Origin of the sequence: Pseudomonas sp. BJa5, from assembly GCF_030272875.2 — a bacterium.
GTDB lineage: Bacteria > Pseudomonadota > Gammaproteobacteria > Pseudomonadales > Pseudomonadaceae > Aquipseudomonas.
In genome coordinates, this window is the sequence record NZ_JALRNG020000006.1 from 36,353 (window position 1) to 49,386 (window position 13,034).

The 13,034-nt window shown below is 64.0% G+C and carries 10 protein-coding genes and 1 pseudogene; 6 read left to right on the top strand and 5 right to left on the bottom strand.

The annotated features are described in order from the left end of the window. Positions 1-50: 50 nt before the first annotated feature. Positions 51-1,292, top strand: a complete 1,242-nt coding sequence (locus tag M2D63_RS05030) for a winged helix-turn-helix domain-containing protein (protein WP_285861723.1) — start codon at positions 51-53, stop codon at positions 1,290-1,292. Here M2D63_RS05030 and M2D63_RS05035 read toward each other — a convergent pair. Next, positions 1,273-2,619 (bottom strand): class II 3-deoxy-7-phosphoheptulonate synthase, encoded by a 1,347-nt coding sequence (locus tag M2D63_RS05035; RefSeq protein ID WP_285861724.1) that lies wholly within the window; start codon positions 2,617-2,619, stop codon positions 1,273-1,275. The genes M2D63_RS05030 and M2D63_RS05035 overlap by 20 nt on opposite strands. Before the next feature lie 129 nt (positions 2,620-2,748). On the opposite strand from M2D63_RS05035, the gene M2D63_RS05040 reads away from it, so the two are divergent. Together M2D63_RS05040 and M2D63_RS05045 are read left to right on the top strand one after the other, a co-directional pair. Then, positions 2,749-3,504: a spermidine synthase gene (locus M2D63_RS05040; protein WP_285861725.1), complete on the top strand. Its 756-nt coding sequence runs from the start codon at positions 2,749-2,751 to the stop codon at positions 3,502-3,504. Between the two features lie 322 nt (positions 3,505-3,826). Then, positions 3,827-5,522: pseudogene (locus tag M2D63_RS05045) on the top strand (DEAD/DEAH box helicase). A gap of 152 nt (positions 5,523-5,674) precedes the next feature. Here the strand turns inward: M2D63_RS05045 and M2D63_RS05050 are convergent. Beyond that, positions 5,675-6,442, bottom strand: coding sequence for a class III extradiol ring-cleavage dioxygenase (locus M2D63_RS05050; protein ID WP_285861726.1), 768 nt, complete (start codon positions 6,440-6,442; stop codon positions 5,675-5,677). Positions 6,443-6,546: 104 nt separating this feature from the next. Between M2D63_RS05050 and M2D63_RS05055 the strand changes: the two genes are divergently transcribed. Beyond that, complete coding sequence (locus tag M2D63_RS05055; RefSeq protein ID WP_285861727.1) at positions 6,547-7,197, top strand: thiopurine S-methyltransferase; 651 nt, start codon at positions 6,547-6,549, stop codon at positions 7,195-7,197. Positions 7,198-7,242: 45 nt separating this feature from the next. On the opposite strand, the gene htpX is transcribed toward M2D63_RS05055, so the two are convergent. Then, complete coding sequence (gene htpX / locus M2D63_RS05060) at positions 7,243-8,130, bottom strand: protease HtpX (protein WP_130265684.1); 888 nt, start codon at positions 8,128-8,130, stop codon at positions 7,243-7,245. Between the two features lie 224 nt (positions 8,131-8,354). Beyond that, complete coding sequence (locus M2D63_RS05065; RefSeq protein WP_274112816.1) at positions 8,355-9,566, bottom strand: pyridoxal phosphate-dependent aminotransferase; 1,212 nt, start codon at positions 9,564-9,566, stop codon at positions 8,355-8,357. 167 nt (positions 9,567-9,733) lie between these two features. On the opposite strand from M2D63_RS05065, the gene msrB reads away from it, so the two are divergent. Together msrB and M2D63_RS05075 are read left to right on the top strand one after the other, a co-directional pair. Beyond that, positions 9,734-10,126 carry a peptide-methionine (R)-S-oxide reductase MsrB gene (gene msrB / locus M2D63_RS05070; protein ID WP_285861728.1) on the top strand — a complete coding sequence of 131 codons (393 nt, stop codon included), beginning with the start codon at positions 9,734-9,736 and terminating at the stop codon, positions 10,124-10,126. 17 nt (positions 10,127-10,143) lie between these two features. Further along, complete coding sequence (locus M2D63_RS05075) at positions 10,144-10,629, top strand: glutathione peroxidase (protein ID WP_285861729.1); 486 nt, start codon at positions 10,144-10,146, stop codon at positions 10,627-10,629. Here the strand turns inward: M2D63_RS05075 and M2D63_RS05080 are convergent. Continuing rightward, positions 10,622-12,940 (bottom strand): response regulator, encoded by a 2,319-nt coding sequence (locus M2D63_RS05080; RefSeq protein ID WP_285861730.1) that lies wholly within the window; start codon positions 12,938-12,940, stop codon positions 10,622-10,624. The two genes, M2D63_RS05075 and M2D63_RS05080, sit on opposite strands and share 8 nt — an antisense overlap. Between the last annotated feature and the right edge of the window lie 94 nt (positions 12,941-13,034).

A 13,034-nucleotide genomic window follows, 5' to 3' on the forward strand; every position in this document is an offset into this window, starting at 1 on the left:
AGGGAGGGGCCACGACTACTGTAGGTGGGCCTGTTCACAAGGAGCCGGACATGCCCACCACTCAGTCCTTTTCCCTGCTTCAAGCGCGTCGCCTGGCCCTGGCCGCCCAGGGTTTCGGCAGTCGCCAGGCGGGCCCCGGCGTTCGCGCAGCGCAACTGGGCCGGGTGATCGAACGCCTGGGCGCGGTGCAGATCGATTCGGTCAACGCCCTGGTGCGTTCGCACTACCTTCCGCTGTTTTCCCGTCTGGGCAGTTATCCACAGGCACTGCTGGACCAGCTCGCCTGGGGACGCAGTCGCCAGCGCAAACTGTTCGAGTACTGGGGGCATGAAGCTTCATTGTTGCCGCTGCAACTCTATCCCTTGCTGCGCTGGCGCATGGAGCGGGCGCGGCAGGGGCAGGGCATCTATCAACAGCTGGCGCGCTTTGGCCGTGAACAGCAGGCGACCATCGCCCGGGTGCTGGCGGCGGTCACCGAGCAGGGCGCGCTGGGGGCCGGCAGCCTGTCGACCCGAGAGGAACGCGCCGGCCCCTGGTGGGACTGGAGCGCGGAGAAACATGCGCTGGAATGGCTGTTTGCCGCCGGGCTGGTCAGTGTCGCCGGTCGTCGGGGGTTCGAGCGGTTGTACGATTTGCCCGAGCGGGTGCTGCCCGAGGCCTTGCTGCAGCAACCGGCCATGACCGAGGCCCAGGCGCAACGCGGGCTTTTGTTGCACGCGGCAGGCGCATTGGGGGTGGCGACCGAGAAGGACCTGCGTGACTACTTTCGCCTGGCGCCAGCGGACAGCCAGGCACGACTGGCCGAGCTGGTCGAGGAGGGCGTGCTGCAGGCCTGCACGGTGCAGGGGTGGTCGCAACCGGCGTATTGTCTGGAGTCCGCTCGCCTGCCACGCAAGGTCGCCAGCAGCGCCTTGCTGTCACCCTTCGATTCGCTGGTGTGGGAGCGCGACCGCACCGAGCGCCTGTTCGACTTCCGCTACCGCCTGGAAATCTACACCCCGGCGCACAAGCGGGTGTACGGCTATTACGTGTTGCCCTTCCTGCACAACGAACGGATTGCCGCCCGGGTCGACCTGCGCGCCGAACGCGCCCAGGAGCAGCTGGCGGTTCACGCGGTGCATGAAGAAGCGACGGGGCTGGATGAGGCGGGGATGCAGGCCCTGGCCGACAGCCTGCAGCGCATGGCCGCCTGGCTGGGCCTGGCCCGGGTGCAACTGAACTGCCCGCGGGCGAGCGCCGCACGCTTGCGCGTGGCGCTCGCCCGCAGTGCCTTCAGCGGCGGACCTGCTTGAGGGTCTCGGCGATCAGGAAGGCCAGCTCCAGCGACTGATCGGCGTTCATGCGCGGGTCGCAGTGGGTGTGGTAGCGGTCCGACAGGGCGTCCTCGGTGATCGGTCGGGCGCCGCCGATGCATTCGGTGACGTTCTGTCCGGTCATCTCGATGTGGATGCCGCCGGCATGACTGCCTTCGGCCTGGTGCACCTGGAAGAACTGTTTGACCTCGCTGAGGATCTGCGCGAAGTCGCGGGTCTTGTAGCCGCTGCTGGCCTTGATGGTGTTGCCGTGCATCGGGTCGGAACTCCACAGCACCTGGCGGCCTTCGCGTTCCACCCGCTGGATCAGGCGCGGCAGGTGCTCGCCGACCTTGCTGGCGCCCATGCGCACGATCAGGTTGAGGCGGCCCGGGTCGTTGGCCGGGTTGAGCACGTCGATCAGGCGGATCAGCTCGTCGGTGTCCATGCTCGGGCCGACCTTGACCCCGATGGGGTTGTTGACCCCGCGCAGAAACTCGACGTGGGCGCCGTCGAGCTGGCGGGTACGGTCGCCGATCCACAGCATGTGCGCCGAGCAGTCGTAGTAGTCATTGGTCAGGCTGTCACGGCGAACGAAGGCTTCTTCATAGTTGAGCAGCAACGCTTCGTGGGCGGTGAAGAAGCTGGTTTCGCGCAGTTGCGGCGAGCTGTCCATGCCGCAGGCACGCATGAACGCCAGGGTTTCGTCGATGCGGTCGGCCAGCTGGCTGTACTTTTCCGCCAGGGCCGAGTTGGCGATGAAGTCCAGGTTCCATTTATGCACCTGGTGCAGGTCGGCAAAACCGCCCTGGGCAAAGGCACGCAACAGGTTGAGGCTGGCGGTGGACTGGTGGTAGGCCTGCAGCAGGCGCTCGGGGTCCGGCACCCGGCTCTTTTCGTCGAAACCGATGCCATTGACGATGTCGCCCCGGTAAGCCGGCAGGGTGATCCCGCCGATGGTCTCGTCGCCCGCCGAGCGTGGCTTGGCAAATTGCCCGGCCATGCGTCCGACCTTGACCACCGGGCAGCCGGCGGCGAAGGTCATGACGATCGCCATCTGCAGCAGTACCTTGAAGGTGTCGCGGATCTTGGCGGCGGAAAACTCGGCGAAACTCTCGGCGCAATCGCCCCCTTGCAGGAGGAACGCCCGGCCCTGGGTGACCTCGGCGAACTGTCGGCGCAACTCCCGGGCTTCGCCGGCGAAAACCAGCGGCGGGTAGCTGGCCAGGGTCTGCTCGACCTTGAGCAGGTGCTCGGCGTCGGGGTAGGTCGGTTGCTGCTGGATCGGCAGGGCGCGCCAGCTGTCAGGGCTCCAGGGTTGCTTCATCACAGGCTCGGTCTTGTCGTAGAAGGGCTGCCTGCCATCTTAACAGTTGCCGCGCGCCTTGTTGCACTGGCGCCATTGACGGACAATGGCGGTTTTTGCCTGGGGTAGCGGCGTGTGCCGGGAGACAGCATGACAGAGGAACGGGTGGAGCGGCTGCTGGCCCAGGTGCGGGACGAGTACGGCACCATCAGCGTGCTTGAAGTCGAGGACTATCGTTTCCTCGAATTCGGCGAGGCCATCGAGCAGAGCTGCGTGTTTACCGCCGACCCGAGCTGGCTGGAGTACGACTACACCCGTGCCATGCTGATCGGTGCGCTGTGCCATCCGGAGCCTGAGAGCGCGCTGTTCCTCGGTCTTGGCGCCGGCACCCTGACCCAGGCCTGCCTGAAGTTCCTGCCCCTTGAGGATGTCGAAGCCATCGAACTGCGTCCCGATGTGCCGCGCCTGGCCATCGAGTACCTGGGCCTGGACGACGACCCGCGCCTGTATATCCGTATCGGCGATGCGGTGGAACTGCTGGACACTGCCGAGCCGGCCGACCTGATCTTCGTCGACCTTTATACCGACCACGGCCCGGGTGTCGCTCACCTGGCCTGGCGTTTCCTGGAAAACTGCCAGAAGCGCCTCAATCCCGGTGGCTGGCTGGTGATCAACCAGTGGGCCGGAGATGACGGCAAGCCCCTGGGCGCGGCGCTGCTGCGCGGGCTTTACCATCGTCACTACTGGGAGTTGCCGGTCAAGGAGGGCAACGTGATCCTCATGGTGCCGGCCGACCTCGACCAGACCCTCGACCTGGAGGGCCTCAATGCCCGCGCCGAGGCCCTGGCGCCACGCCTGGGCTATTCCTTGCAATCGCTGATTGCCGCGCTACGCCCGGCGTCCTGAGCCGGGTTGCCGGGCCGGCGGCGGATAATCGATTCAGCCGCCAGCCCCATCATCACCCCGGGCACCGTCGAGACGGGGCCTGGGCCTTGTGCGTTGCAATAAAAAAATCTCCCGTAAATGGCGAATTCAGGTATAGTACGCGCCGGTCTTTTACCGGACCTCGTTTAAGGTGTGCAATTCCCCGAAGCCAGCTTCGGCTGCGCGTCCGCCCCGCGGACTCTCCTTGACGTTCCTATTTTTCTTCAATCGTTTTCGCAAATCCCCGCCGACAAAGCTGCCAGGGTGACCTTCGGGTCTTACAAGGCATGTGCAGCTTTGGAGCATGGGTCTTTGCGGATGCACTTAGAGGCAGACCCATGACCCAGGAAACCGGCGGCTTCGCCGCTCTCGATCTTCATCCGAGCATTGTTGCTGCTGTGCTGGCTACCGGCTACGAAGAGCCATCCGCCATCCAGCAGCAATCGATCCCGATTATTCTCGCCGGTCACGACATGATCGGTCAGGCGCAGACAGGTACCGGTAAGACCGCTGCCTTCGCACTGCCTATCCTGAACCGCATCGACCCGAGCAAGCGCGAGCCGCAAGCCCTGATCCTGGCGCCAACCCGTGAGTTGGCGCTGCAAGTTGCCACCGCTTTCGAAACCTACGCCAAGCAGATGCCGGGCGTAACCGTGGTGGCCGTGTACGGTGGTGCCCCGATGGGCCCACAACTCAAAGCAATCCGTAACGGCGCGCAAATCGTCGTTGCTACCCCGGGCCGTCTGTGCGACCACCTGCGTCGCGACGAGAAGGTCCTGGCTACCGTCAACCACCTGGTACTCGACGAAGCCGACGAAATGCTCAAGCTGGGCTTCATGGATGACCTGGAAGTGATCTTCAAGGCCATGCCGGAAAGCCGCCAGACCGTTCTGTTCTCGGCCACCCTGCCAGCCTCGATCCGCGCGATCGCCGAGCGTCACCTGCGCGAGCCGAAGCACGTCAAGATCCAGAGCAAGACCCAGACCGTTACCGCGATCGAACAAGCCCACCTGATGGTCCATGCCGACCAGAAGGTCTCCGCTGTCCTGCGCCTGCTGGAAGTGGAAGAGTTCGACGCGCTGATCGCCTTCGTGCGTACCAAGCAAGCCACCCTGGACCTGGCCAGCGCCCTGGAAGCCAAAGGCTACAAAGCCGCTGCGCTGAACGGTGACATTGCCCAGAACCAGCGCGAGCGCGTGATCGACTCGCTCAAGGATGGCCGCCTGGACATCGTCGTCGCTACCGACGTCGCTGCCCGTGGCCTGGACGTACCGCGCATCACTCACGTGTTCAACGTCGACATGCCGTACGATCCAGAGTCCTACGTTCACCGTATCGGCCGTACCGGTCGTGCCGGTCGCGAAGGCCGTGCGCTGCTGCTGGTCACCCCGCGTGAGCGCCGCATGCTGCAGGTCATCGAGCGTGTTACCGGTCAGAAGGTTGCCGAAGTTCGCCTGCCGAACGCCCAGGCCGTTCTCGATGCACGCATCAAGAAGCTGACCAACAGCCTGGCACCGCTGGTTGCCGACGCCGAATCGACCCACGGTGATCTGCTCGATCGCCTGACCGCCGACATCGGTTGCAGCCCGCGCGCCCTGGCCGCGGCCCTGCTGCGCAAGGCTACCAACGGTCAGGCCCTGACCCTGGAAGCGGTAGAGAAAGAACAGCCGCTGGTGCCGACCTACACCCCGCGTGAGCGCACCGGTGAACGTCCGGAGCGTGGCGAGCGTGAGCGTCGTGCGCCGATGCCGCTGGCTGAAGGCCGTGCCCGTTGCCGTACCGCACTGGGTGCGCGTGACGGTATCGCCGCCAAGAACCTGCTGGGCGCCATCCTCAACGAAGGCGGCCTGGCCCGCGAAGCCATCGGCCGCATCCAGGTGCGCGACAGCTTCAGCCTGGTCGAGCTGCCGGAAGAGGGCCTGGAGCGTCTGCTGGCCAAGCTCAAGGACACCCGCGTTGCCGGTAAGCAGCTGAAGCTGCGCCGCTACCGCGAAGACTGATCCGCGAGCGATAAAAAAATCCCCGACTGGTTCGGGGATTTTTTTTGCCTGATCTTCAGTGGGGGCAACTGCCTCGAGTGGGAGCGGGCTTGCCCCGCGATGCGATATGCCTGAAGAATCGCTATCGCGGGGCAAGCCCGCTCCGACGGGGGTCAATCGAAGCGGTAGATGTCCATCCCCAGCGCGCCCAGGCTGAACCCCTGGTGGGCAATGCCGAAGCGTCCACCGGCACCGCGGGCGAAGTACAGCGGCAGCAGGTGCTCGTCACTCGGGTGGCTGCGTACGGCAAACGGTGCCTGCTGCCGGTAGTCATGCAGGGCAGCGGTGTCGTCTGCCGCCAGTTTGTCGACCATCCAGTCGCGAAATGCCAGGGCCCAGGGCTCGACGCTTTCCGGGCCGGCATGCCAGTCCAGTTCGCCGAGGTTGTGGGTGATGCTGCCCGAGCCGATCAGCAGGATGTTCTCTTCACGCAGACCGGCCAGCGCGCGCCCCACCTGTTCCTGCAGCTTGGGCCCGAGCCGGGTGGGCAGCGACACCTGCACCACCGGGATATCCGCCTTGGGGTACATCAGCGACAGCGGCACCCAGGTGCCGTGATCGAAGGGGCGTTGCGGGTCGAGGCGGGCGGGCAGGCCGGCGGCACCGAGCAGTTCGCTCAGGCGTTGGGCCAGGGCCGGATCGCCCGGAGCCGGGTACTGCACGGCATACAGCGCCGCCGGGAAGCCGCCGAAGTCATGCCAGGTCGCTGGCGTCGCGCCGCTGCTGACCAGCAGCTCATGGCTCTCCCAGTGTGCCGACACCACTACAATGGCTTTCGGTCTGGGCAATTCTGCGGCAAGGCGGGCGAGGGCAGGGCCACTGGCTGCGGGCTCCAGGGCGAGCATGGGCGAGCCGTGGGAAATAAACAGGCTGGGCAGCATGAGAAGGGTCCTGAAGGTTAAGATGGGCCTATCTTCAATCAGGTCATTAATCTAAATCCAATATAAGTTTTAGCATTAATCGATCGAAATATTCGAGGTATGCCATGCAGGCGGAGTTCTGGCACAAGCGCTGGGCGGACAACCAGATCGGATTTCATCAGGGGCAGGTCAATGCCTACCTGCAACGACACTGGCCGTTGTTGAATCTGCCGGCGGCGAGCAAGGTGCTGGTGCCTTTGTGCGGCAAGAGCCTGGACCTGGTCTGGCTGGCTGCGCAGGGGCACCAGGTGCTTGGCGTGGAGCTTTCCCAGCTTGCCGTCGAGCAGTTTTTCGCCGAGCAAGGGTTGCAGCCACAGATCAGTGAGCGGGGTGCCTTCAAGGTCTATCGCCACGACAATCTGGAGCTATTGTGCGGCGACTTCTTTGCCCTGGGCCGTGAGGAGATCGGCGACTGCGCCGGGCTGTACGATCGCGCCGCCGTGATCGCCTTGCCGCCGGCCATGCGCGAGCGCTATGCCGCGCATCTGACTGGCAGCCTGCCCCAGGGCTGCAGAGGCCTGATGATCACCCTGGACTATGACCAGCAACGGCTGGACGGGCCGCCTTTCTCGGTGCCCGATCAGGAAGTGCGACAACTGTTCGCAGCCTGGCAGCCAGAGGCGCTGGAGGCATGGGATGTGATCGAAGACAGTCCGAAGTTCCTTCAGGCGGGGGTGACGAGTTTGTACGAGCGGGTGTATCGCCTGCAGCGCTGATGAAAAAAGGGCGACCGAAGTCGCCCTTTTTCATTGCTGTGTCGATCAGCCGCGACGGCGCAGGGCCTCGATGCGATCTTCCAGTGGCGGGTGGCTCATCAGCAGGCCGGCCAGACCTTGCTTGAGGCCGCCGTTGATGCCGAAGGCGTTCAGGGTGTCGGGCATGTGCACCGGCACGCCTTGCTCCGAGCGCAGGCGCTGCAGGGCGCCGATCATCGCATTGGTGCCGGCCAGGCGGGCACCGGCTTCGTCGGCGCGGTATTCGCGTTTGCGCGAGAACCACATGACGATGATGCTGGCGAGGATGCCCAGGACCAGTTCGGCGACGATGGTCGCGATGTAGTAGGCGATGCCCTGGCCTTCTTCGTTCTTGAAGATCACCTTGTCGACGAAGTTGCCGATGATGCGGGCGAAGAACATCACGAAGGTGTTCACCACGCCCTGCACCAGCGCCAGGGTGACCATGTCGCCGTTGGCGACGTGGCCGATCTCGTGGGCCAGCACGGCACGTACTTCATCGGGCGAGAAGCGCTCCAGCAGGCCCTGGCTGACGGCGACCAGGGCGTCGTTGCGGTTCCAGCCGGTGGCGAAGGCGTTGGCCTCGTACGCCGGGAAGATGCCCACTTCCGGCATCTTGATGCCGGCTTCGCGGGACAGCTCCTCGACGGTCTGCAACAGCCATTGCTCGTGGCGGGTGCGCGGCTGGCTGATGATCTGGGTGCCGGTGCTCATCTTCGCCATCCACTTGGAGATGAACAGCGAGATCAGCGAGCCGGCAAAGCCGAACACGGCGCAGAAAATCAGCAGCTGGTCGAGCTTGAGGTCAACCCCGTTTGCCGCCATGAACCCATTGAAGCCGAACAGGCTCAGGGTAATGCTGGCAATCAGCACGACCGCAAGGTTGGTGGCTACAAACAGTAAGATGCGCATCATGGTTGTTACGGTCTCCTGACGGATAAAAATGTCACGTATGCGGGGTATATAAGGCGCGGGCCGTAGTGATTCAACCGGGCGACTATTTCAAACTGTGTACTTCTATGTATTACAGACGAAATCCGTCATCCCGCACGCCAGAGCGTCGAGGCTTACAAGAGGTGGGGGATTGATCTGAAAGGCCTGCGCTGAAGGGGCGCAGGCTTTTCCAGGATGCCTGTAGGTTACTGCTGATAAGTCTTCAGGAAGTTTCCGATACGGCCGATGGCCTGTTCCAGGTCATCGACCCGCGGCAGGGTGACCACGCGGAAGTGATCCGGCCACGGCCAGTTGAAGGCCGTGCCCTGGACGATCAACAGTTTTTCCGAGAGCAGCAGGTCGAGGACGAACTTCTCGTCGTTGTGGATCGGGCAGACTTTCGGGTCGATCCGCGGGAAGGCGTAGAGCGCGCCCATCGGCTTGACGCAGCTGACGCCAGGAATGTCGTTGAGCAGTTCCCAGGTGCGGTTGCGCTGCTCCAGCAGGCGGCCTGGCGGCAGGACCAGGTCGTTGATGCTCTGGTAGCCGCCCAGGGCAGTCTGGATCGCATGCTGGCTCGGCACGTTGGCGCACAGGCGCATGTTGGCCAGCATGTCGATGCCTTCGATGTAGCTCTGGGCGTGCTGCTTGGGCCCGGAGATGGCCAGCCAGCCGGAGCGGAAGCCCGCCACCCGGTAGGACTTGGACAGGCCGTTGAAGGTCAGGCAGAGCAGGTCCGGGGCCAGCGAGGCGGTGCTGATGTGCACGGCTTCATCGTAGAGGATCTTGTCGTAGATCTCGTCGGAGAACACCACCAGGTTGTGCTGGCGGGCCAGCTCCAGCATGCCCAGCAGCAGCTCGCGCGAGTACACCGCACCGGTCGGGTTGTTCGGGTTGATGATCACCAGGGCCTTGGTGTTGGAGGTGATCTTGGCCTTGATGTCGTCCAGGTCAGGGAACCAGTCGGCCTGCTCGTCGCACAGGTAGTGCACCGGGTTGCCGCCGGCCAGGCTCACGGCGGCGGTCCACAGCGGGTAGTCAGGGGCCGGGATCAGCACTTCGTCGCCGTTGTTGAGCAGCGCCTGCATCGACATCACGATCAGCTCGGAAACGCCGTTGCCCAGGTAGATGTCCTCGATGCCGACACCTTCGACCTGCTTTTGCTGGTAGTACTGCATCACCGCCTTGCGCGCGCTGAACAGGCCCTTGGAGTCGCTGTAGCCCTGGGCGGTCGGCAGGTTGCGGATCACATCCTGGAGGATTTCATCCGGCGCTTCGAAACCAAAGGGCGCCGGGTTGCCGATGTTCAGCTTGAGGATGCGGTGGCCTTCCTCTTCCAGGCGCTTGGCGTGCTTGAGCACCGGGCCGCGAATGTCGTAGCAGACATTGGCGAGCTTGTTCGATTTGCTGACCTGCATGATGTGATCCCGATTAGAAAAGATCGCCGCGCACTGCGCTGTGAAATCGTTTGAAATGCGTGTAACGCGGGTGCCAGACTGATGTCTGATGAGGCGCAATAATATACGTGCCGCCCGCGCTGTGGAAAAGACACCGTGCGGGGTTTTTAGTCTGCCGAGGCCTGCATATGGATAAGATCGAGAAAACCCTGGAAGAATGGCGCGCAATGCTCGACCCCGAGCAGTACCAGGTCTGTCGCCTCAAGGGCACCGAACGACCGTTCAGCGGCAAGTACAACGCCACCCGGACCGACGGCGTCTACCACTGCATCTGCTGCAATGCGCCGTTGTTCGACTCGAAGGCCAAGTTCGACTCCGGCTGCGGCTGGCCCAGCTTCTATGAGCCGATCGAGGACAGCGCGATGATCGAGATTCGCGACACCTCCCACGGCATGATCCGCACCGAAGTGACCTGCGCGCACTGTGACGCCCACCTGGGCCATGTATTTCCCGACGGTCCGCCGCCGACCGGGCTACGCTACTGCATCAACTCGGTCTGCTTGGACCTGGTTCCACGCTGACAGAGGAGTGACACGTCATGGCCGACTCGCTGCTGAACATTCCCTGCGTCACCCTGGGCGGTGAGCAGAAGGTCCTGGGCGATTTCCAGGGCAAGGCGCTGCTGGTGGTCAACACGGCCAGCCAGTGTGGTTTTACTCCGCAGTACAAGGGGCTTGAACAGCTCTGGCAGCGATACCGGGGCCAGGGCCTGGTGGTGCTGGGGTTTCCCTGCAACCAGTTCGGCAAGCAGGAGCCGGGGGATGCCCGGGAAATCGCCCAGTTCTGCGAGACCAATTTCGGCGTCAGCTTTCCGCTGTTTCGCAAGATCGAGGTCAATGGCGCCGGTGCCCACCCGCTGTTCGTCGAGTTGAAAAAACGTGCGCCGGGGCTGCTGGGCTCCCAGGGGATCAAATGGAACTTCACCAAGTTCCTGTTCGATCCGGCCAGTGGCAAGGTCACCCGCTATTCGCCGAGCACCAAGCCGGCGGCGCTGGTCGATTCGATCGAGAAGCTGCTCAGCTAGCGGTCAGCGGCACCCAGTGATCGATCAGGGCCAGCAGCTCTTCGCGACGGAAGGGCTTGGCCAGGTAGTCGCTCATACCCGCCGCCCGGCAGCGCTCACGCTCCTCGGGCATGGCGTTGGCGGTCAGGGCAACGATCGGCAGCTCCGGCCAGCGACCACTCTGGCGGATCTGCCGGCTGGCCTCGTAGCCATCCATGACCGGCATGTTGCAGTCCATCAGCACCAGGTCGAAATGGCCGCGCTCCAGATGTTCCAGGGCATCGGCGCCGTGGGCGGCGATGCTCACCTCGCAGCCGAGCTTGGCCAGCATGCCCTTGGCCACCAACTGGTTCACCGGGTTGTCCTCCACCAGCAGGATGCGGGCGCGGCGTTCACTGTGCAGGGCGCCGTCGTGGGCGGACGGGTGGATGCTGTCGGCACCTTGCAGGGTGCGGCGCAGGGCCTGGTACAGGGCGCTGCGTGCCAGTGGCCGGGCTTGTTGTTGCAATGGCGAAAGGTTCGCGGCCTGTTCGCCCGGGAGGAAGTTGCCGTAGGCGGTGACCAGCAGGATCGGCGCGTGGACATGGGGACGCAGGTCGAACAGGCTGTCCAGGTCGTCGGTGATCAGCAGGTCGGGTGAAACCTGACCCAAGGCCTGGGGGCTGTCATAACGCCGATAGTCCACGCCCCACGCCGGCAGCAATGTCTGCAGCAGTTCAGCCAGGCCGCTGCCGGCATTGCTGATGGCAGCGACACTGCCGCGCAGGCGGCCGACAGGGATGGCCGGGCTGTGGCTGGGCAGGGGCAGCTCGGCGCTGAACTGGCTGCCGAATCCGGCTTCGGAACTGATGCTCAGGCGGCCCTGCATGGCTTCGCACAAGTTGTTGGTCAAGGCCAGGCCCAGGCCGGTGCCGCCATATTGCCGGGTGATGCCGGCACCGGCCTGGGTGAAAGGCTGGAAAATCCGCACCTGGGCTTCCCGGGGAATGCCGATGCCGGTGTCGCAGACCTCCAGGCGCACTCCGGCATGGGTGGCGCTGAGGCGCACATCGACGCGGCCGAAACGGGTGAACTTGAGCGCGTTGGACAGCAGGTTGCTGACAATCTGCCGCACGCGGGTAGGGTCGCCCAGGACCATGGACGGAAAGTTCGGGTCGATCAGGCAGGTCAGCTCGACACTGGGGGCGGCATTCTGCGACAGCAGGTTGGCCGTGTCCTCGACCAGGGCGCCGAGGTCGAACGGGATGCGTTCGAGCTCCAGCTGGCCGGCGTCGAACTTGGACAGGTCGAGGATATCGTTGAGCAGCTCCACCAGGACTTTGCCCGAGTCGTGGGCGATCGACAGCTGCTGGCGTTGTTCGGCGTTGAGCGGGCTGTCCAGCGACAGCGCGATCATGCCCAGCAGGCCGTTGAGCGGGGTGCGGATCTCGTGGCTCATGTTGGCCAGGAATGCTGCCCGGGCCTGGGCCATGTCCAGGGCGCGGCGCCGGGCTTGTTCCAGTTCCTCGTTGGACTGGCTCAGGCGGGTGTTGCTGGCCTTCAGTTCATTGGTGCGCGCCGAGACGATGTTTTCCAGTTCGTTGAGGTAATCGGTCAGGCGGTTTTCGGCGTTGCGCCGTTGCTCGATCTCGGTGGCCATGCTGACGAACTGCTGGTTGGCGACCTTGACCAGCACACCGATCTCATCGTGCTCGTGGCCAGGCGGGTAGGACAGCTTCGAGCGAGCCGGATGGCGCGTGTTGCTGCTGGCCAGGGCGCTGATCACCCGGACCAGCGGCTGGGTCAGCATGATGTAGAACAGCACCAGCAAGATGCCGGTGAGGATCAGGCTGCGTATGAAACCATTGAGCAAGGTGACTTCGGCGCGCTTGAGGAAGCGGCTGCCAAACGGAAAGGTATCGACTTCCAGGTACAGGGTGCCCAGGTAGTCGTCCGGCATGTGGCTGAGCAGCAGTGAATCCTGGAACTGGCGGCTTTCATCGAAGAGAAAGTCGCTGATGAAGCGATAGCTGCTTTCCTGGCGGGGACGCTGGGCGTCGGCCAGTACCGTGTCGGTGTTGTCGACCAGCCTGGCGCGGGTGATCGCCGGCGATTGCAGCAGGCCGGCGGTGAGTTCCTGGGCCAGCTCGGCATCGATGTTGTAGGCGATCCGCGAGGCCGGGTTGTGGCTGATTTGCAGCAGGGCCTGCATCTCGCGGTTGATGGAGGCGTCTTCGCTGGCATAATCGATGCCGATCTGGATGAGACTGAGCAATGTACCCAGGATGAAGCCGACCAGGACCGTCAGCCGGGCTTGCTTGTAGGACAGGCGATTGGTGAACTTGATATCCATGAGTCCCGAGCCAGTTTCACGTTCCGTGCGCTGCGAAGCATAGCCGATCAGTCCCGGCTGCTGGCACGCCCTGTCACACATTCAGCAGTGCCGT